Annotated in this window: 8 protein-coding genes; all 8 read right to left on the reverse strand. The window is 55.8% G+C overall.

Annotation, left to right across the window (positions count from 1 at the left end):
- Nucleotides 1–10: 10 nt before the first annotated feature.
- The 8 genes from CAURIC_RS09505 to rpoB all read right to left on the reverse strand — a co-directional run bounded on the left by CAURIC_RS09505 (nt 11) and on the right by rpoB (nt 22,240).
- Nucleotides 11–2,098, reverse strand: coding sequence for a GAP1-N2 domain-containing protein (locus CAURIC_RS09505; RefSeq protein WP_290182645.1), 2,088 nt, complete (start codon nt 2,096–2,098; stop codon nt 11–13).
- Nucleotides 2,095–4,218: a SaeA-related protein gene (locus tag CAURIC_RS09510; protein WP_290182647.1), complete on the reverse strand. Its 2,124-nt coding sequence runs from the start codon at nt 4,216–4,218 to the stop codon at nt 2,095–2,097. Before CAURIC_RS09510 ends, CAURIC_RS09505 begins: the two co-directional genes overlap by 4 nt.
- Before the next feature lie 134 nt (nt 4,219–4,352).
- Nucleotides 4,353–7,097 (reverse strand): hypothetical protein, encoded by a 2,745-nt coding sequence (locus tag CAURIC_RS09515; RefSeq protein WP_290182649.1) that lies wholly within the window; start codon nt 7,095–7,097, stop codon nt 4,353–4,355.
- Nucleotides 7,097–10,678, reverse strand: coding sequence for a tubulin-like doman-containing protein (locus tag CAURIC_RS09520; protein WP_052094929.1), 3,582 nt, complete (start codon nt 10,676–10,678; stop codon nt 7,097–7,099). Before CAURIC_RS09520 ends, CAURIC_RS09515 begins: the two co-directional genes overlap by 1 nt.
- Before the next feature lie 117 nt (nt 10,679–10,795).
- Nucleotides 10,796–13,750, reverse strand: a complete 2,955-nt coding sequence (locus CAURIC_RS09525) for a hypothetical protein (RefSeq protein ID WP_290182651.1) — start codon at nt 13,748–13,750, stop codon at nt 10,796–10,798.
- Nucleotides 13,750–14,355, reverse strand: a complete 606-nt coding sequence (locus tag CAURIC_RS09530; RefSeq protein ID WP_052094927.1) for a hypothetical protein — start codon at nt 14,353–14,355, stop codon at nt 13,750–13,752. The genes CAURIC_RS09525 and CAURIC_RS09530 overlap by 1 nt, the downstream gene beginning before the upstream one ends.
- A 326-nt stretch (nt 14,356–14,681) precedes the next feature.
- The gene (locus CAURIC_RS09535; RefSeq protein WP_290182654.1) at nt 14,682–18,650 is read right to left on the reverse strand and encodes a DNA-directed RNA polymerase subunit beta'; all 3,969 of its coding nucleotides are present in this window, start codon (nt 18,648–18,650) and stop codon (nt 14,682–14,684) included.
- A gap of 77 nt (nt 18,651–18,727) precedes the next feature.
- Complete coding sequence (rpoB, locus tag CAURIC_RS09540) at nt 18,728–22,240, reverse strand: DNA-directed RNA polymerase subunit beta (protein WP_035113589.1); 3,513 nt, start codon at nt 22,238–22,240, stop codon at nt 18,728–18,730.
- Nucleotides 22,241–22,426: the final 186 nt, after the last annotated feature.

Below are 22,426 nucleotides of genomic sequence, written 5' to 3' on the forward strand. Positions count from 1 at the left end.
TCTTATCCTCCTAGTGTGCCTGCTGCGGGTGCTGTGTGCGGTGTTCTCGAATCAACTGCCGACCTTCCCTGATGTCCTGTTGGCGCACACGGTGGCATTCACGCAATTCATGCTCCAAGACGAAAAACTGCGTGGGAGAGTAAGGATCACCCGGGGCTTTGGCATCGCAGGCGGCAATGAATCCACCTAGATGGGCAACGATGGTTTCTGCTTGAGCTGGATTGTTGGCACCGCCGTCAATGAAATGCTGGTAGAGAGATTCAGCCAACCTTCCAACACGATTCCTCACCGCTTTACGTGAGGGTTGGTCGTCCCCGACGGGCATGCATTCCGACCACAACTGCCCGATAGCCGGAATCATTTCACTGACGAGTTTGCTCAGATGTGATCCGCCAGATGTCATCGGCAATTGTCGCGATTCAATGAGCAAGGCAATAGCGAAGAAATTGTTAAATAGCCTTTTTATTTCTTCCTTGCCAAACGGAAGCCGCTGTTGACGACTGATGAATCTACAATCCGCGATTCCCGCCTCGCCATCCCGAGCCATCAGCAGGTCAAGCGTTGCCGTAATGCTTCGGCTTCCTTCTGCATGGTAGCCACTACATATTTGACGCCAACGTTCAACGAATTCGGTTTCAGTAACCTCTCCCCGATCAGACCTGGGCTCCGAGAATCCTTGGGGACTTCCTTCGGTCTTTGTACCCAATGAAGGGTCTATCCCATTATCTACATTCGGATCCTGTGGCTCCCGTACCTTCGGTTTGATCAGACTCGAAAGCGTCTGCCTCTCGGCTGCATTATCACTCCGTGTTTGACCAATGTGAGGTTCATCAACCGGGGTCAAGCGCGCCTCACGAGAAGCGGATTCGGTATGTCCCGATGTGTGCCCCCACGCAATCCACGTATTCGCGCCTACGTTGTTACTGGTTGGTGCCGTGAACTCAGTTGGCGATTCGGGGAACCCAGGCTGCTCAGAAAGGGCGTCGAATTCTCCGGTTGGACCGGCCTTTGCTACCGATGTACGCAGTTCTGCTGGGATCGCGTCCAGCTTGGCCTGAAGATCATCCGCGAAGTCTATCCCGTCGGAGTCACACACCTTCTGCAAGCACTGCAGCAATGCCTCACCAAAAGTTACGCGTTCGCCCGTAGGCGTGACTCGAACTTGAAAGTCTTCAAATGCTTCTACTGCCTGCAGTTCCTCAATCAAGGCAAGTGTGTCTTCTTTAACCTCAAAAATGGCTTCGGTCAATGCCGTCCACAACGTGTGTTTCTCGGGTGGATTCTGAATATCCTGCGGGTGAATCACTTCCAGCCGGGGGTCCCGCAATGATTCTTGGTCCTCAAATGGAACTGCCACGACGGCGGGCCCTCGGCCCAACCATTCGTCCACGTCTAAGCGGTGGGCGCGCTCGAAGTTGCTAAAGCTCAGGTGTTTCCTAGCGAAGCCTGGGGGCATTGTCGTGCTCAATGCCGTCATCCAAAGGACTGCATCCCAGGGAGAATGCGAGATAATCACCGGAAGCTTGCCTGGATCCTCCAGCGCGATTTGCAAGGCATACAGTGCGGTCCGCTCGTCGCCCAGCATGCCATTGACCAACGACCACGCCGCATTGATTTGGTCGTCCTGGTTGATCTTCGGTTCTGAAACCACATCGAGTGTCACGCTATTGACGGCAGGGGATCGAAAAGGTGTTGGGAAATCTGGTGACTGATAGCGACAAACGGGCCACCCAGCCTCCCCCATTGGAGACTCGGGTCGGCGGTCAACCGCACACACAGTAAAGACGTTCCCAGGCCTACCGGTCGCATCCTTACCGGCAGGAACCGATTGAAGATACAACCCAACAGGGTGTTGCTCATTCGGAGCGAAATACGCAAAACGACGCGGCAGATCGGCAATCTCATCCGTACTGAGAAACTCAGTAACGGGATTGAGGGGATCGATTTGAGTTGGTGCTACCGAGGTAAAAAGCTGGGCTTCGTCTGGCCCCAGGTCTTGTTGTGGGCCGATTTTCCATCCGCCGCTGCCACGATTATTCGAAAAGGAGGCATACGTCGCCCACGCGAAACGACGTTCGGGGTGTGGAGTTGTCATCATCCCCTACCTCCAGTCAGCGAGAGTTGTTCCACTGGTGGATCGATCAGCGCCCTCATTGGTTCGTTAGTCGGTTGCGGATCACGGAAGAACAACCTCAAGAACCCCTGGCCACTGTGGGCGCACCGTGGATCAATCATCCAGGCAATTCCGTCCCCATTAACTGGGTCCAGTCGTGTGTAGTAGCAGGCCAGAGTCGGGGCGCTTTGAACCTGCCCCCATTGCAGCTTCTGCATTTCCACCTCCTGTCCGTCCTTTGGTTCAAGAGGTAATCGATTCGGGTGGTAGACCAATGTGAAGTCCAAATCCCCGTTGACAACACGGTCCAATGAGGCTACTTGCAAATACAGATTGAGGTTGTGATCGCGTTCAATCCGGTAGGTGAACTTTTCAATACCGCGATAGAAAATCACCGTGGGGTCACCCTCCACCTGTTTTCCGCCATATACACGGGAAGGAACGAGAACTAAGTCGGCCGGAGCCGTCATCTTCAAGCGCAACCCGCCGTAATCCTCGTAGGTATTCCTATCGATAGATGCCTCTGCAATGGGCTTATTGCGCACGTCAAAGGTATGCCCTGAACCTGCAGGCATCATGTATGCAACAACGTCACTCGCTTCCATCGGCCATCCAAACGTCACCAATTGTTCGTGCACACGTTCATGCAACGCAGGATTTTCAATCTTCCCGACCCGAACATAGCTAGCCGATTGGCCGACCTTACATTGTTCTCCCACAACATGAACCGGGGTGATGAAGAGCGAGAACCATCCCTCTGGCCACTCCACGGTGCATGATTCCTGCCCCCGCTGCAGATTGTTGGCCCAGCCTGTCACTGGCAGCCCAAAATTATCCAGTTGCTTGAGTTCTGGAGTTTCGTCTTGGATACCGTCTGCTGGAGGCTCGTCGGTTCGGTAGATCCGAACCTCGCCAGACAGTGGGTTTGTCCACGAGACATCGAATGATGTTTCATCGACCATGCTGGGCTGTACCCCGATTGAGATCGTCTCCACCTCAGCTGGAACAAAAATGGTCTTCACGTCGGACGGCCTGGACTTCAGCTCACTTATTTGGCCGGTGAGCATGCTTTCGTATTTAATGACGCGCACCGCGGCCACATGGTACTCCACTCCCTCAGCCTCTGGCTCTTGCCTGAAGCCTTGAATATGGGAATCCCCGGTATCGAGAAGATTGGCCTGCCGCTTGAGCTTACGTTCCGTAGCGTCTGCGATATAGACCTCAACGCGCTCCGTTCCAGGGGTAGGCTCCCACTGACCACTAATCTGTCGACCGTCAAAGGTGAGATCGATGTGTTCTATCGGCTTAACGTAAACTTCCTCGCGCAGCATGCGGGGTTGGTTACGAACGGCCTCGGAAACGGAGGTTCCCTGGTTTACCCAGATTTGGAAATACCTACTCGCAGTGGTGAGTGCCTCCGTGTCTTCCCATTGGGTTCCATCAGTTACAACCCGCTGCTCTCCTTCCGCAGGGTCGTAGTCGAAGGGCTCATCGAAACTAATAACCCGGAACAGGTTTACAGGAGCCTTTTCTTCATCTGGGATGCTCCAGCTTACCGACAGCCGATTTTCCTCGTCCAAGCGAACTCGGACTTCAGCACCGCGAATGGGAACCACATCTTCGTGGTCGTCAAGTTCGGTGAATTCATCCTCATCGAAATCGAAAACGGTACCACGAGTCGAACCAGACGTTTCAGCCCCATGTGGCCCCACCGTGTGAACGCTCATCATGGGTTGCCCCGTGTTTACCCCGGCTTGTTCAGATGTACCAGTGTGACCCTGGTTTCCAGGGTTCCCGAAATACGTAGAATCCCTTTGACCCCGTGGCTCCCCAGCCGTGGCTTCGGGGGTGGACTGGCTCGACACAGCGCCCGTCGCGTGTTTACCGCCGCTCTGTGGTGCCGCGGAGTCCGACTCTAATTTGGACCTCTCCAACCTCCACCGACGCTCCTCTTCCGCGAGTTGAGCTTCAATCGCAGGATTGGGTTTAAAGAAGACCTGGTTGAAAGCCGTGAAACCTTGGTTGAACCGGTTGGTGTCGGCCATAACGTTGATCGTTTCCAACGCATCGCCCCACAGCTGGATCCTTAAAGGTTGAGTGCTCATCGGCTCAGCCCGCCGCGTGGCAAAATTAGCCAGTTCATGCTTCGTGGGCAAAGGCGCTTTCAGACCGCTTTCCTCTGCCTGCCTCAACCACCTCAGCAGATAGGACAATCGCTCTGGAGGGTTCACAGCCATCCTTAGAACACATCCTCTCCGGGCATCGCGAATCCAGTCGGCTTGTTGCTATTGACCGGCCCTGGCTCTCCCGCATTGTTGGAAAAACGGTGTTCGTCGGGTTGAACCACGTCCTCGCCCGGTAGCGCTGACTCACCCGCGACGAACTTCACGGAATGCCCATTGTCTGCGGTACCGCGCTGCAACTCAGACTCTGATGCCTGATGCCCCACTTGGACCAACAGCTCGGAGGATCCCACGGCGTCAACTTCGGAAGAGAGTCGCTCGTAACTACTGAGACTGGGATCGAGATCGAGCAATCGGCTTGTTCGACCTTCCGCTGATGCAATACTGCCGACGAACCGTCCCTCGTTTACCAGCCCACCCAGTGACTGTTCATCCTGCTGCACAGGATCCGCGGTGAACTCCGAGTCCAATAGCTCAGTACTGTGATCACGCAATTCGGTAGTAATCCGGGCCCAGTCTTCCCTCGACCGATCGATGGCGTTGAACTCTTCACTTTGCACATACTGCGCCAATGTGGTGAGTTTATTCTGCATCTGCGGGCCACCTTGAACGGCAAACAATCCATCGAGCCTAATTGCGCGATTGTGTTCTCGAGCCAAGGCTTCAATTGCGACGTTTTGTCCTCGCTGCACATAAGTGTCTAGCCAACCCTGATTAAACAAGTTGGTTCGGCGTTCTTTAATAATGCGTTCCACGCGGGGATCACCGGGATCGAGTTCCCGGAAGTTAACACTTCGAGTCACCTTGTTTGAAGGAACCGCAGATTCATCCACGTGAGTCGACACCCCACCGAAGGGCTTCTCCAAAAGTGCGCCGCAGAAATCTGATACGCAGACAAACTGCCCGTAGGCCACTTCAAGTCGGCGCAGGCTAGCGTCACACTGGTAGAGGTCATCCTCGAGTGCCTGAATGCGATCAATAATCTGGTTCCGGCTGCCCTCTACCGCCAGCTGAGCCCTGGCTTCCGAGAATTTCTGGGTCAAGTAGAGAACTAACCAGAGGGCAAGCCATCCCAGCAGGATCCATGTTTTCTTTTCAGAATCCATGCTGTTCCACGCATCGACAAAATGCCATAGGCCGACACGATCTGGCTGTTCAACCTTACGTTCAACGATGAGCTTAGCGCCGAAGAACATGATGAAAGTCAGAACTGTTACCCAGCCCGCCACGCGGCTGAAAAGTCCTGGCGTGCCTTGGATCTGCTTAATCGTCCGGGTCTTTTCACGTTCTAGTTGCTCCAGAATTTGTTGCTTCTTCTGGTGCATTCGCGCAATTTCCGATTGAATGCGGCTGCCCACAAAGAACGCGAAGCTATTGCTGTGGTTTTGCTTCCAGCGGCCAAATTCACCCATGATTCGGCCTGTGCTTCGACCGCTGTGGTGAAGTCGCTGTTCATATTCATGTACGCCCCGGATGTCATATGGAGAAACTTTCTGGTCACCCATGATGGCTTGCAGTTCGACCGAGAGACCACCGCCGAATCGTGAACTTGGACCAGGTATGACATCTCGGGCGGAGCGTGCAACAAAATAAGCATTGCGATCGTTGTTCCACACCGTCTTCGGCATGGTTGCTTCCCCTCGTGACCCGCTAATCATGCGGGGACGCGCGTCCAACAGCGTCAGTGCAGTGTTTTCGTATGCATGCCAAAAACCAGACAGATCACGAGCTATTTGATCGGGTTCGGGCAACGGTGGGTAGTCCCGTCCCCCTCCTTGCCCGTATTCCTGCAAGCGACCAACCACCATGCGCGAATCATGACCGTAAAGCTTTTGCAATTGATCATCGGAAAACTCTTGGAACGCTGCCCGCACATCAAGGAAAAAGTCTTTCGGACCATTGACCAAGGATTTACCCCAGCCCGAGAGAATTCTCTTCCGTGCTTCAGCCGCCGATATATTCTCCCCCCGACGTTCACTGGTGGACGTCCGTTGGGGTTCGAACACCGTCGCGTGATTGTCGAACAGCTCAGCCGCGCTTTCTTCGGCGAATCGTACTGGGTTGTCGGTGTAATCCACCTGAGCACGGCCACCACTATTCAGGTAAACGGTAGGGATTGGATTCTCGGTCGTATCAAACACTGCGGATTTGATGACACTTTGGGCTTGCTGGCCATCCACACGGTGGTAGTACGCGCGAACCAATCGGAACTTATCCGATGCCCCGGAATCGAGCTTCATGAGGGGACACTCCACGGCCCCTTCCCACAACCCACACAGGCTCGAAAGCGTTGTCGCCGAGATCGTGGAGATTTCACCGCGCTTGCCGTTACCACCGATTGGCGCTGCTGCTTTGCCTGGGTAGTCACTATCCTCTGGGGAAATTAGCAGGTTAATGTAACCGCGGAATAGAGGCAATTCCGACTCTGATTTCATGTCGTAAGGAACCACGACGTTGGCATAGGTGATGTGTAGATTGTGGTTAACAGCCTCCATGACCGAATCAAAGTGGCCTAGCTGCCCGGCGGTGACCCCGCCTCCTTCCTGACCGTGGACATTGATAATGACGCGGTTGAAATGGCGGGTTTCAATTCGACTCAAAACATCGGTGAGAGGATAATACCCGGAACGCAACTCGTCTCGGAACCGCTGGACGGCGAAGACACGAGAATCACTATTCTCGAAAGCATCGATATCGACCCATGCGAAATTATCGACCAGCTGTAGTGCCGCGAAATCTTCGAGGATTTCCACGATCTCTCGAGCGATATGCCCGCGACCGGCGAATAGCGTAAAGCTCATTACATTACTCCTTCACCTGGCAGTACTCGCCGTTCCGTCGTTTGGGTGACCGGATCGATCGGTTTTGCCTGGCGCTGTGCAGGATCACCATCGTTGTAGGCTGCCTTAACCAAATCGATTAATGAAGCAAGCATTTCATTTATATCCGGCGCCAAATCTGCGTAGAACGGCAGGATGGACGCTATTCCTCGATCGCGAATATCTGCGAATTCGCGCTCCTGATGGCCAGCTTGGGCACTTCCGTCGAACAAAATGTCGCTCGGGACATAGGCCTGCGTGAAGTTTCGGTGCTTTTCCAGGAACGCAATTGCTTCATCCCTGCGTTGTTCCGCAGTCGTATCCGGTGTCTCTTCAAGAATCGCGTTGTGATCGGTCGGCCGGTTACCGGTAAAGATCCAGGCGTTCAGCAACCGTTGCGCTTCCAGCGTTCGCGATCCTACGGTTGGGGTCGACGCCGAATCGTATAGCTTGCGAAGTTCGGCATACGGACGAATCGATTCAAACAGTGGCGCTTCGTGAACCCCGGTCCACGCCAGTGATTGGGATTCAAGAACGGAGGGCAACCAATCCAGCGGAGACCGCAACCGGGACGGAGGAGTCAGCATTGGCGCTTCGAAACTCAGCCAACGTCCGCGTTCGGAATCGAACACCTGAATTGGCTCGGTATCGCTTACATCCAGCTTTTGTCCCAGCGGGAAGATGAGGCGACCCGTGATCCATCCGACATACCAACCACCGATCATCGCCCTGCGCTCGACCGGGTGCATTGGAAGGGCGGCTGGCAGGGGACGGGCGCGACGGGACTGCCAGAACGACGCACGGGTGCCAGGCGTGCGCTGCCACTGATCGCGAATTCGTGGCAGCAGAGAGCTGAAAACGATAGGCGCATAATTCGGGTACGAACCGAAAATGTCGATTGAGCGCTCTTCACCTTGATTGGCTAGATAGTTTTCCAGCGGACGAGTTGAATCCGCCGTAGAGAAGTTAGGGAATCGAGCCACCGAAGCTTGCAGTTCGTCGGCCAACACGTCCCCTTCAAAAGGAATGGTGCTGAAGTTGAAGTTGTAACTGACTTCGCGCTTGTAAATACGCTCGACCAGTTCCTTATTGACCTGCGCCAAAGGCAGCGCATTGCGCATGGTCAGCTCGAACTTGGAGATGAGGTGACGACGACGATCAGCGCGTTCGCTTTCGGCTAGTGCAGGACTCATCACATAATCACGCAGTGACTGTGTAATGAATTCGTGGAACGAGTACCCACGTCGGTAAATGTATCCACGTGATCGACTCAAGACTGCACCTGAACCGATGTTGAAGTCGAAGCGACTTTGGTGTGGTTCCCGCAGCACACCAGTTTCGGGATCGCGAACGAGGACTTTTGCAACCCATGGTTCAACCAATCGCAGTAGATTCGCGGGTGCCTGTTCTGCGCCTGCGAGGGACTCCCATTCACCATCAATGACCTTCTGCGCCGCAAGGTGTAGAGACGTGTTGTAATCCGGTTGAAAGCTATCGGTACTGACAGAACGGATGAGGTCCGACTGGAACTGGCTGGGGAATTCGCGGACTTCCGTGAGGAACACTTCGTTGGCCGCTTGGTCGAAGCGCTTCGGAACCAGATTGCTTTCTTCCGGCCAAAGATTCGGCACATCTGTCTTCAACTGCGCAATACCCAGGCTAGAATCCTGCTGCAGTTCCGCCATCTTTTCGAGTTCTCGCAGTTCTTCGCGCATAACGCGAAGCAGCGGCTCAATGAAGTTCGGACAGAAGTCCTCCAGCACTTGCACCATGAGCTTGGCGATATGGGAACCAGCGATAAAACGCAGGGAATGTTGCGCGGAGTTCAGAAGTTCCTGAACCAACGAGCTCGTGTCTGCGACTCGGTTTCTACCCAACCGATTAATGGTATCCGGGACCACAATATTCCCCGCACTCGTAAGCCCTCGCAGCTGTGGAGTAACACCTTCTCGAATACTCTGCAAAATTCTTTCGACAACTGCTGCGCCGTACGGCGCACCATAGCGAGCAATCTCGCGCCGAACCACGCGCAAGAAACCTTCTTGAACATTTTCGGGCATCGCCCACTGGTTCACCGCGCCGTACAACCGCATAGTATCGGTCTGCTGCAACTGCTGGTTAAAGGCGGTGACGGTTTCGTGGACATGCCCTGCCCACTCGTTACCTCGCATATTGTGACCCGGTGGAAGTTGGCGACGCAGGGAATCCAGTTGCTCAGCTGACCAAGCATCGATGGACTGGCGGAAGTAGTTCAACAACCAGTCATCCACGCGCCGTGTCGTTGGCATGACTTTTTCCAGTTCGCCAAAGTACAGCGGGGCGTTATTGTCCATCAGTCGCTTAATCTGGACGTCTCCTGCTGCTTCTTCATTTGGGTCGATGTGACCTTGCAGGATCTTATTGACCGCTTGGCGGGCCAGACGTTGTGCTGCGTATTCCGCATACCGATCACGCCCCATCGACAATTGGGCGTAGCCATAGGAACCCCAAGGGATATTCTTTTCTTCTGCATCCGGCACACCCCAGCCATACAAGGTGCGATCACCCGTCAAACCACCACGGTTGCCGAGGGTGTGGGCTTCGAATGTCCCCATAGCTTTGGAATCGATCATCAACGCGGCAAGACCTCGGCCGAGAGCGCGATACACTGTCCGCGCTTCACCGTCCCCGAGTTCCTTACCTTCAACGCCTGAGCGCACACCCACCGGGAAAACACGTCCGACGGGGATGCTTTCGTCGTTGAGGGTGATGCCCAGTGCTTCAAAAATACGACGATCGGTCTGTGCTGCTGCGCCTAGTTGGGAAGATACGAGCTCTGCAAACATCGCCAACGCATTTGGGTTAGCACCTGCAACCTTGTCTTCATCGATTTTCCCAAAGATGTCCGGAGTAACCATGAACAAGGAGTTAAGGGCAACGCTGTTACCGTTCAAGCTGCTGAGCAACCGGCAGATGTCAATGGCCATGGAAGCACCCGCACCGCCAGCCATCGATGAGACAACGAACACGAGAGGCGTGCCCTTGGACTGATCGGCATCGTGAACGTTGCTTCCGGACAATTGGGCGGATAGTTCGGAGAGTTCACGATCCGTCTCTGCATTGAACAGAATCTGCCACGCGTTCTTCAGTTCCTTCTGAACGAGATTCAACTTGCTCAGCAAAAGCATGCGGCCGATTGCGCGGTACTGTCCGGCACCTGCAGAAATGGGTGTGGTCTCTTGGTTGGGATCGGCAATCGCCCAACTAGCTACCGAACCTAGGGCGCTCTTGGTTGCCAGGCTGTGGGAGACCGTGGCATCTACGGATGCATATCGTGCGGGCGATCCACATGAAACGTAGTGACCTCCAGCTTCGGCCACGTTCGCCAGATTCTTTCCTGCCTTTTCCGGAGCGACGGGTACGTCAACGGAAACGAATTGCCATGCTGCTGGAAGCTTTACGTCTCGTGGGGAGTTATAACGTTCGGGCAGGCGTTCGGCCAGCATGGTCTTGAGCTGGTCCATCATGTAAGCCAAGGTCACAGCACCGGAACCACCGCAGCCAACGATCAAAACTTTTTTCATGGTTACTCCGTATCGAATATCAGTGTGTAGCTATTTAGAAGGTCAAAGAATGAGGAATTACTTATTCTTAACGTGCGTTCAATTCAGTTCGCGGAATTGTTCGCCGAACCTGACTCGTTACTCCCGATGAGGACCCCAACCGTTCGGTTTTTCATTCTGCGGAGGCTGCGACCATCCATTCCCCGGGTTTCCCCCAGAAGCAGAGTTCCCAGCAAAGCCCGTACCACCACTGGCACCGTTACCAAAGCCGGTATCAGCTGGGCCCTGGTTCCATCCGGATTCGGAATTACCGGTGTTCCATCCACCTTGGTTGGTTTGCCCTTCATTGGGGGAAGCCTGATTCCAATTATTCCCAGACGAGCTGGTGTTCCAACCGCCCGCGCTGTCGGCGTCTTTTACCCTCCCACCGGATGCGGAGCCGCTGCCGAAACTACCGCGATTCCAACCACCGGTGCTTGGGTCGGCCTGGTACGAATCGCCGGAACCCTGGGGTAGCTGTCCCTCCAATATGTCATACAAACTCGGAGCCTTGTCCAGTATGTCGTTCACCATTCGCTGCCGGTCTTCCTCAAGAAGCGGTAGGCGCGGAAGCACAATCAAATCGATTCCACGGCTAACCTCGTTGTAGGTCAGGAACCAATCGCCTTGGACTGCAAGAGGGAGCTGAGCTTGCAACTTGGAATTCTGCTTGCCACTACTACTGATGGATGGAGCAAGGACGGCTTCCACTGGCGGGACCGTAAATGGGTTGGCGGTGAACTTCTTCACCGCCAACCCACTACCGGTGGCGTTGAAACGCACACCATCGTGCAGCACACGGTTATCGGCGACCTCATTGATGTCAATGTGAGGCGCGCTTTGACCGTTGTAGGAAATGCTGGCCCCCTGCTTGGTCAAAGAAATACGTTGTGCGCCAAAACTCTGCTTCTTATCAACGCGTGCAGTAAACCACCGCATCGCGTAAAGCAGCAGCAGCGGGACAATAATGGCACCCAATAGGGCGGCAATGAGCCCGATCGTGAACTTCGTGGAGTTCAAGGGGATGGTCTTTGAGCCCTTAATAGCTACCTGTGCCACGGACTCTTTCTGACCATCTTTCGTAGAAACAGTGATTGGCAGGGTGCCACCGACTGTGCCCTCCGAACCTTCCGGGAAAATCAGTTTGATCTTGAGAGTTCCGGACTGCCCCTTGTCTAGGTTGAGAGCGCTGCCAGAATCCTGATTCTCAGCCGAGACAGGGAGGCTATCCACGCCATCTGGCAAAACGTCGGCTTTGATCTTTGTGCCAGAGGGAATCCACACGCGACCGGGTCCTTGGACTGGAACCTCAACCGTTGCTTCATCCGTCTGAGCATTGAAAGTGATCTGCCCAGGCAGTTGCGGAAGATCGTTGGGCGTCACCGACAGTGCCGTAGAATTCACAATCGGTGACAGCTTGGTACCTTCGCGTCCCTCGGGGCCCTTGGTCGTTACGGTCGTGCTCACCTCGACACGTCCGGATGCAGGGAGATCCTTGATGTGATCAACGGAGATCTCTGCCCGTCCCGACTTCATGTCGATCGGACCGCCAAGCGGAATTGGTGTAGAACCATCCGCTGGATGGAACTTCACAACACTCACTGCACTACCGGCGACTTCGTGTACTTTACCTTCGTTATTTGCGAGCTCAAGACTGAGCTTTCCATCCTCACGAAGCTGAAGCTGGGTGGTGTCCGTCGTCCGGTTGCCTTTTCCGCTGGACTCGTCGACTGGCGACGAATCTTTTCCGTTAACCCGGATGTTCAAACCAGGCTGCATCTCCACAGAGTTGAAGACTTTGGTGCTTTTCTCCTCTGGAGAGAGGTTCACCAGTCGGATAGACCATTCTCCATCCCAGCGGGAATTGCTGCCCTTGGAGAGTTTGCCACTGGATCGCAAAACCGGATCGCGGTGTGTGGACCACGACACCTTAGACCCACCGAGTTCGCCTTCACCGGTTTCTTTAAGGTCGATGACCTCTCCGGATGGCGCAACAAGCTGAATGGTCACCTTATCCGTCAGCTTCCCTTGGGAAATGACATTGAAACGAAGATCTGTTATCGAGCTATCCAGCCAGAATCTGAATGGCTGGTCGCCCTCGACTTCCTCACTGGTTTCCCCGCCCAGATTAAGCGCTTGGTGGAATCCGGTAAACAAACTACCGACGTCCGTCGCTTCGAAAAACGCACCGTCACCCGGTCGTTTTCCACATTCGCCACCGCCCTCGGTGATCTTTTTCATCAAAGAGAAATTCTGCGGACTATTACGCCCCGATAGACCAATTCCCACATGGGTAATTCCTTGCGCGCGCAACTGATCTGCCAACCCACCTGGGCGGCACAGATCATTTTTCACCTGTTCCTGACCTTGGGTAACCGCCAGCTCACCGTCGGTAAAGGTTACGAGCAGGCGGCAGGGGTTATCCTCTGTGTTGGCATTCATGAGGTCTTTGTAGGCACCCTGAATGCCCAACGCGTGGTTGGTTTCCATTTCCTCAACACGCGATCCGAACTTCTCGATCTCGTCTTTAAGGTCACCATTGGTCTCGGGGGAAACTTCTTTCCAACCGATGTAGGCATCCGGCTCCGTTGAATGAGACTTGTACTTTCCACCGAAACCAGCCAGCATCACACGGGTTTTCACACCCCGATCTACGCCTAGGTCTGTGAGCTGATCGATAAAGCCTTGGGCAGCCGGAATGCGGTTGTTCTCCGAGTCCGATCCTGGTCTATCGGTTTTCTGCCCTCCTTTGTAGGTTGATGCCAAGCTACCGGTCTCGTCCATCAACAAAACAACATCTAGATTCTTGCGTTGCGAAACACACGAACCCAGCTGTTTGAGGCCAGCATTCTTTCGGCCAGAGGAGGCGTGAGGACCGTGGCTCCCTTGGTTCGCTTCACCGGTTGCGTTCCCAGCATTCTGGGCATGCGCCACGGGGCCGAAACTGGTGAGTAGTAACCCTGCAAAACCTGCTGCCAGCACCTTTTGAGTAAAGCTGTTTTTATTCAATCGTGCTCCCGCGTGAAGCTCAATGTTTTTCCGCCAAATAGCCATTAGCTTTTACCAACCCAAATACCAAGATGAATAGCCGAAAGTACAACGCCCACTAAAACCGCGAAAATTGTTGCCCAGTACAGGCCTTGTTTCCACCCCACGATTTGGTAAATTCCGGCTGTCCGCCGTGCGTTATCAGCAGAAAAATACGGTCCCAGACCAACCACACCAATAATTCCAGCCAGCGCCCACGCCCCGAACGCCAAAGGGAAATACATGCCGTTGGAAACGGTTAAACCTCCGAGAAACAGAATCAGTGACAAGGTGATGGAGATAACGCTACTGACCAGACTTGGTAGAAGCATGAGATGTGGGGCCGATGTGAAGGCCAGATTGCCGCCTTGTCCAACCTGTCCGCCCTGTCCACTCGCTGACTGAGAGAAACTACTTCCACCGAATCCTTGGCTGGTGCTATCAAAACCACTTTGTGAGTAGTCATCACGTGAGCCAAAAGTGCTATTGTTTGACCCCGCGAACCCGGAGTCACCGTAGCCAGCGCCGGTGCCGGTTGGACCGCCGAAACCACCACTGAAGCCACCGCTGTTTCTAGTCGGGTTGCCGCTACCCGTGGGTTGATTGAACCCAGAACCTTGCCAATCGCTCATCGAGCGCCTTCCCGTTTACTCACTCGCACCCTATGTGAAGTTGGGTGAAACCAAACCAAACCGTAATGGCCACTTAGGTAGCAAATATTACACCCATAAGCAGTGGTTTATGTAGCAAATGGGTAGTACAGACGAAGGGCGGTGAACTCGCAGTATGCGAGGGGCCCGCAGATATTCGGATGCACAGCCTGCACGCGAAAAACGCCCCCACCTCCCTACCCAAATCGGGTTGAGAGGCGAGGGCGTTGGCACTTGGTTCTCAAGTCACCTGCTTAGGGGGACAGATGTTGTGGGGCTCAAGCCCCACTCATGCCCCCCCCGCGGACTTAGAGTTCCATGTCGTCCAGTGGAACCGCAGCTCCGGTGAATTCTCCGTAGCCTTCGTCGCCGTAGAAACCGTCACCGAAGGTGGAGGGCAGGGAGTAAGCCGCTGCACGTGCCTCTTCGGTTGGCTCCACAGAAATGTTGCGGTAGCGAGCAATACCCGTGCCAGCCGGGATCAGCTTACCGATGATCACGTTCTCCTTAAGACCAATCAGCTTATCGGAACGCTTGTTGATAGCGGCATCCGTAAGAACACGAGTGGTCTCCTGGAAGGATGCTGCGGACAGCCACGACTCGGTTGCCAGTGAGGCCTTGGTGATACCCATGATCTCAGCGCGAACCTCGACTGGGCGACCGCCGGACTTGACGGCCTCCTTGGAAGCTGCCACGGCATCTGCGTGCTCCACCAAGGAACCCGGGAGGAACTCGGTGGAACCCGAGTCGATGACTGTCACGCGGCGCAACATCTGGCGAACGATGATCTCGATGTGCTTGTCGTGAATAGCCACACCCTGATCACGGTAGACCTTCTGGACTTCGTTAATCAGGTGCTGCTGCACGCCACGACGGCCGAGAACACGCAGAACCTCGTGGGGATCTGCTGCACCCTTCAGCAGCTGCTGGCCCATCTTGACACGATCGCCCTCGCGGATTGGACGCTCTACGCCACCCGTGCCCAAAGTTGCCAGGCCCTGGCGCTTGGACAGCTTCTCGTACACGACCTCGTCGGAACCGTCATCTGGGACGATCGTGAGGGTGTAGAACGCATCGTCGTCCTCGATCTTCACGCGACCATCAACGGAAGCGATTGGGGACTTTGCCTTGGGTACACGTGCTTCGAACAGCTCCTGCACGCGTGGCAAACCACCCGTAATATCGCCACCGACGCCACCAAGGTGGAACGTACGCATTGTCAGCTGGGTACCAGGCTCACCAATGGACTGTGCAGCCACGATGCCCACGGCCTCGCCGATTTCAACCTTCTTACCGGTTGCCATCGAACGGCCGTAGCAAGTGGAGCACACGCCCGTGGCCGTCGCACAGGTCATAACAGAACGAACCTTGACGTTCTCCACACCCGCATCGATGAGCGCCTTCAGCTCGAGCTCGCCAACAACCTTGCCAGCCTCGAGTTTGACGTTGCCCTCGGAATCCTTGGCGTCGGCCGCCAAGTAGCGACCCAGTACGGAGGTCTCCACGAAGTCTGCGGCGACGAACTGACCCGTAGGCTTGCCCTCGCCATCGAGGATTGGCGTGGTGACGTCCATGACGACACCCTGGGAGGTACCACAGTCGTCCTCGCGAACGATGACGTCCTGTGCCACGTCCACCAGACGACGGGTCAGGTAACCCGAGTCGGCGGTACGCAGAGCGGTATCGGCCAGGCCCTTACGAGAACCGTGGGAGTTGTTGAAGTACTCCAGCACGGACAGGCCTTCACGGAAGGAGGTCTTCACTGGACGGGTGATGTACTCACCACGAGAGTTAGTAACCATGCCCTTCATGCCGGCCAGGGTCCAGATCTGGCGCATGTTACCGGCAGCACCGGACTTCACGATCATCGGGATCGGGTTGTCATCCGGGTACAGGTTCTCCACCGACTGACCCACAAAGTCCGTTGCTTCCTTCCACAGGTCAACTAGGGACTGGTAGCGCTCGGCTTCATTGATCTTGCCTCGTGCCAGCTTCTTCTCGATAACACGAGCCTTAGCCTCGTACTCGTCTAGGACTTCCTGCTTGTTCGGCAGAACCAACACGTCGTGCATGGTGATGGTCACGCCGGAGCGGGTTGCCCAGTAGAAACCGGCATCCTTGAGCTTGTCCACAGTCTGCGCAACCGTGATCATTGGGTACTTCGCCGCCAAGTCGTTAATGACCGTAGCCTGTGGCTTCTTGGCCATAACGCCCTCAACGTATGGGTAGTTCCATGGCAGCAACTCGTTGAACAGCACGCGGCCCAGGGTTGTCTTAGCCAACCAGGTCTCACCGCGCTGCCAACCGTCTGGGAACAGTTCTGCTTCAACCTCAGCCGTTGGGCGCAGGTGGTTGATTCGAACGTGAATCGGAGCCTGCAGGCCCAAGGTGCCGCGGTCGTACGCCATGATGGCTTCGGCTAGGGAAGAGTAAACACCCTTTGCTGGACCGTCCTCGGTAGCTGGCTGGTAAGCACCCTGCCCACCGAACTCGTCCTCACCCTTGACCAGGGTCAGGTAGTACAGGCCAGTCACCATGTCCAGACGAGGCATAGCCAGCGGCTTACCGGATGCTGGGGACAAAATGTTGTTGGAAGCCAGCATCAGGATGCGAGCCTCAGCTTGTGCCTCAGCGGACAGTGGCAGGTGCACTGCCATCTGGTCACCGTCGAAGTCGGCGTTGAAGGCCTCACATGCCAGTGGGTGCAGCTGGATAGCCTTACCTTCAACCAGGATTGGCTCGAACGCCTGGATACCCAGACGGTGCAGAGTTGGTGCACGGTTCAACATCACTGGGTGCTCTGCGATGGCCTCTTCCAGAACGTCCCACACCTCGGAGCGCTGACGCTCCACCATGCGCTTAGCGGACTTGATGTTTTGGGCGTAGCTCTTTTCCACCAGACGTTTCATAACGAATGGCTTGAACAGCTCCAAAGCCATCAGCTTTGGCAAACCACACTGGTGCAGCTTCAGCTGCGGACCAACGATAATCACAGAACGACCGGAGTAGTCCACGCGCTTACCCAGCAGGTTCTGACGGAAACGTCCTTGCTTACCCTTCAGCAAGTCAGAAAGGGACTTCAGCGGGCGGTTACCTGGGCCAGTGACCGGACGTCCACGACGGCCGTTGTCGAACAGCGCGTCAACGGATTCCTGCAGCATGCGCTTCTCGTTGTTCACGATGATCTCAGGAGCGCCGAGATCCAGCATGCGCTTCAGGCGGTTATTGCGGTTGATAACGCGGCGATACAGGTCGTTGAGGTCGGACGTGGCGAAGCGACCACCGTCGAGCTGCACCATCGGGCGGAGCTCCGGAGGGATCACTGGGATGCAGTCCAGAACCATGCCAGCGGGATCGTTACCGGAGCGCAAGAAAGCTGCAACAACCTTCAGGCGTTTCAGGGCGCGGAGCTTCTTCTGACCCTTACCATCGCGGATGATCTCACGGAGAGACTCGGCCTCGGCTTCCAGGTCGAAGTTGCGGATCAGAGTCTGAATGGACTCAGCACCCATGCCACCAGTGAAGTAATCCTCGTAGCGGTCCTGCAGCTCGGTGTAGATGTTCTCATCGACGATCATCTGCTTTGGAGCCAGCTTGACGAAGGTGTTCCAGATCTCGTCTAGGCGGTCGATCTCGCGGTCGGCACGCTCACGGATGTGTCGCATCTCGCGCTCTGCGGCGGTCTGGATCTTGCGCTTGGCATCGGCCTTCAGACCGGCAGCCTCTGCCTCAGCCAAATCCTGCTCGAGGGTCTCGGAACGCTCGGCCAGTTCCGCATCGCGGTCGGCCTCGACTTCCTTCTTCTCCAACATCATCTCGGCCTCGAGGGTGGACTGGTCGTTGTGACGGCCCTCTTCGTCCACAGAGGTGATGATGTTCGCCGCGAAGTAGATGATCTTTTCCAGATCCTTCGGAGCGAGGTCCAACAGGTAACCCAGACGGGATGGAACGCCCTTGAAGTACCAAATGTGCGTTACGGGAGCAGCCAACTCAATGTGCCCCATGCGCTCACGGCGCACCTTGGACTTGGTGACTTCCACACCACAGCGCTCACAGATGATGCCCTTGTAGCGGACACGCTTGTACTTACCGCAAGCACATTCCCAGTCGCGGGTAGGACCGAAGATGCGCTCGCAGAACAGACCGTCCTTCTCTGGCTTGAGAGTACGGTAGTTAATCGTTTCGGGCTTCTTTACCTCGCCACGGGACCAACGACGGATGTCGTCTGCCGTAGCCAGGCCGATGCGAAGCTCGTCGAAGAAGTTGACGTCCAGCACGTGAACTTCCTTTCCCCTCCTGATGCGGAGGGCCTTGGATGATGAACGAAGGTCAGTTTGTTGAGGTCTTCAGGTCCCTAGCTGACATCCATGTCAGCGTCTGGACGCTCGTCACGAGACAAGTTGATGCCGAGGGCCGCATTTGCGTTCTCCAGCTCGTCATCATCGTCAGAGGACAGCTCCATTGGGGTGCCGTCGGCGGCCAGCACCTCTACGTTCAGGCAGAGGGACTGCAGCTCCTTGAGCAGCACCTTGAAGGACTCCGGGATGCCTGGGTCAGGGATGTTGTCACCCTTCACGATGGCCTCGTAGACCTTCACACGACCAACAACGTCGTCGGACTTAATAGTCAGAAGCTCTTGGAGGGTGTAAGCAGCGCCGTAGGCCTGCATTGCCCACACCTCCATCTCGCCGAAGCGCTGGCCACCGAACTGCGCCTTACCACCCAGTGGCTGCTGGGTAATCATGGAGTAAGGACCGGTGGAACGAGCGTGAATCTTCTCGTCAACCAAGTGGTGCAGCTTCAGCATGTACATGTAACCCACGGAGACTGGGTACGGGAATGGCTCGCCAGAGCGACCGTCCATCAGCTGTGCCTTGCCGAAGTCATCCACAAGGCGGATGCCGTCGCGGTTTGGACGGGAAGAACGCAGCAGACCGGACAGTTCCGCGTTGGAAGCACCGTCGAACACAGGAGTTGCGGTCAACGAATCCGATGGGACGTCGTACAGCTCGGATGGCAGGGTCTCCAGCATCTTCTGGATCTTTGGATCCTGCGAGTCCGTGTCGACCTTCCAACCGGCCTTCGCTAGCCAGCCCAAGTGCACTTCCAGCACCTGACCGATGTTCATACGACGAGGCACACCGTGGGTATTCAAGATAATGTCGATTGGTGTGCCATCCGGCAGGAAAGGCATGTCCTCAGCAGGCAGAATCTTGCCCACAACACCCTTATTACCGTGACGTCCGGCCAACTTATCGCCGTCCTGGATCTTACGCTTCTGGGCGACGTACACCCGGACCATCTCATTCACGCCCGGAGCCAAATCGTCATCGTCCTCACGGGAGAAGACACGGACGCCGATAACCTTACCGGTTTCACCGTGCGGCACCTTCATGGACGTATCACGGACCTCGCGAGCCTTCTCGCCGAAGATTGCGCGTAGCAGGCGCTCTTCCGGGGTCAGCTCGGTCTCACCCTTCGGGGTGACCTTACCCACCAAGATGTCACCATCACGAACATCGGCGCCGATGCGGATGATGCCACGTTCGTCGAGATCGGCCAACACGTCCTCGCCCACATTAGGAATGTCGCGAGTGATTTCCTCTGGTCCCAACTTGGTATCGCGAGCATCGATCTCGTGCTCTTCGATGTGGATGGACGTTAGGACATCTTCCTCAACCATGCGCTGGTTCAAGATGATGGCGTCCTCGTAGTTGTGACCCTCCCATGGCATGAATGCCACCAGAAGGTTCTTACCCAGAGCCATCTCGCCTTCGGCAGTGCCTGGGCCATCTGCCAGCACTTGGCCGGCCTCCACGCGATCGCCCTCATTAACCAGTGGCTTCTGGTTGTAGCTCGTGCCCTGGTTCGTGCGCTCGAACTTACGCAGCATGAAGGTATCGCGGATACCCTCATCATCCATCACGGTGATGTAGTCAGCGGAAACGTACTCCACTACACCGGCCTTCGGCGCGATGATCATATCGCCGGCGTCGTACGCCGCGCGCAGCTCCATACCGGTGCCCACAAAAGGAGCCTCGGAGCGCAGCAGCGGAACAGCCTGGCGCTGCATGTTCGCACCCATCAATGCACGGTTAGCGTCGTCGTGCTCAAGGAATGGAATCATTGCCGTCGCCACGGAAACCATCTGTCGTGGCGAAACGTCCATGTAATCCACCTCGGCGACGGGGACGACCTCCACATCGCCACCACGGAGGCGAACCTCAATAGTTTCCTCGGTGAAGCGGTGATTCTCGTCGAACGGTGTGTTCGCCTGAGCGATGACGTGGCGATCTTCCTCGTCTGCGGTGAAGTAGTGCACTTCGTCGGTGATCTGACCATCAATCACGCGGCGGTATGGCGTCTCAATGAAACCAAAGGGGTTCACCCGAGCGTAGGAGGAAAGGGAACCGATCAGACCAATGTTTGGTCCCTCGGGTGTCTCAATTGGGCACATACGACCATAGTGCGATGGGTGAACGTCGCGGACTTCCAGGCCAGCGCGCTCACGAGACAAACCACCCGGACCCAGCGCGGACAAGCGACGCTTGTGGGTCAGGCCGGACAGGGAGTTGTTCTGATCCAAGAACTGCGACAGCTGGGAAGTTCCGAAGAACTCGCGGATCGCAGCGGAGACTGGGCGCACATTAATCAGGGACGTCGGAGTGATAGACTCCGCATCCTGCGTGGTCATGCGCTCACGAACAACGCGCTCCATACGGGACAGGCCAACACGAACCTGGTTCTGAATCAGCTCACCGACAGTACGCAGGCGACGGTTACCGAAGTGGTCAATGTCGTCAGTACCGATGGGAATCTCCACACCCTCAGGAGAAGTCATGGTCTTCTCGCCAGCGTGCAGGCGCACCAAGTACTCAATGGTAGTGAGGATGTCTTCCTCAGTGAGGGTCATATTGCCCTCATTATCGCCACCGAGGCCCAGCTTGCGGTTGACCTTGTAGCGGCCCACCTTCGCCAGGTCGTAACGCTTTGCCTTGAAGAAGGAATTCTCCAGCAGTGCCTGGGCGGAGTCGCGAGTTGGAGACTCACCTGGGCGCTGCTTGCGGTAGATTTCCAGCAAAGCCTCGTCAGTGTTGTCCACACCATCCTTTTCCAGGGTGGACATCATGATCTCGGAGAAGCCGAACCGGTCGGTGATCTCCTGGGTGGTCAGCCCCAGAGCCTTCAGCAAAACCGTGACCGGCTGACGGCGCTTGCGGTCAATGCGTACACCAACGGTGTCTCGCTTGTCCACGTCGAATTCCAACCACGCACCACGGGAAGGGATGACCTTCACACCGTGCAAAGGACGCTCGGTAGACGCGTCGATCGAGGCGTCAAAGTAAACACCAGGAGAACGAACGAGCTGGGATACAACTACGCGCTCGGTACCGTTAATGATGAACGTGCCCTTGTCGGTCATCATCGGGAAATCACCGATGAAGACGGTCTGGGACTTAATCTCACCGGACATCGCATTGGTGAATTCGGCGGTCACATACAGTGGCGCCGCGTAGTTGATGTCCTTATCTTTCGCTTCGTCAATCGTGCTTTTCACGTCTTCAAAGCGTGGCTCGGAGAGCGTCAGGCTCATGTTTTCCGAGTAATCTTCAATTGGGGAAAGTTCCTCGAGGATATCCTCAAGTCCGCTGGTAATGCGGACGTCTTCCCCTGCCTCTGCCTGGGCACGGGCACGCCACTCAGGCGAACCGATGAGCCAAGCGAAGGACTCTCGTTGGAGGTCGAGAAGGCCAGGAACCTCAATTGGAGAATCAATCTTCGCAAAGGAATAACGCTGCGAAGCTCCAGGAATTCCAGCCACTGTGCTTGTCTGGCGGGAGACTGCCAAGATGGGTCCTTCCAGCACTGCGGGCGATCAACTTCCGGGCCGCGCGGCGGAGTTCGCTGCGGTAGTGGAAGCCGCCCACATTTGTGTACGGTCTTGTGATGGTCGTTTAAGCGGATAAAAGCACCCAATGGGGTCCGTAATGAGGGAATGACTAACGGACCTTGTCAAACTGACTTTTTGCAACCTGTTCAGGCGCTTCGTGTC

It is taken from the genome of Corynebacterium auriscanis, from assembly GCF_030408435.1.
Lineage (GTDB): Bacteria > Actinomycetota > Actinomycetes > Mycobacteriales > Mycobacteriaceae > Corynebacterium > Corynebacterium auriscanis.

Excerpts from the sequence above, each read along its gene's own strand:
- CAURIC_RS09510 (WP_290182647.1), bottom strand. The coding sequence starts at position 4,218 with ATGAGCACTCAACCTTTAAGGATCCAGCTGTGGGGCGATGCGTTGGAA.
- CAURIC_RS09505 (WP_290182645.1), bottom strand. The coding sequence starts at position 2,098 with ATGATGACAACTCCACACCCCGAACGTCGTTTCGCGTGGGCGACGTAT.
- CAURIC_RS09530 (WP_052094927.1), bottom strand. The coding sequence starts at position 14,355 with ATGAGCGATTGGCAAGGTTCTGGGTTCAATCAACCCACGGGTAGCGGC.
- CAURIC_RS09515 (WP_290182649.1), bottom strand. The coding sequence starts at position 7,097 with ATGAGCTTTACGCTATTCGCCGGTCGCGGGCATATCGCTCGAGAGATC.
- CAURIC_RS09520 (WP_052094929.1), bottom strand. The coding sequence starts at position 10,678 with ATGAAAAAAGTTTTGATCGTTGGCTGCGGTGGTTCCGGTGCTGTGACC.
- CAURIC_RS09525 (WP_290182651.1), bottom strand. The coding sequence starts at position 13,750 with ATGGCTATTTGGCGGAAAAACATTGAGCTTCACGCGGGAGCACGATTG.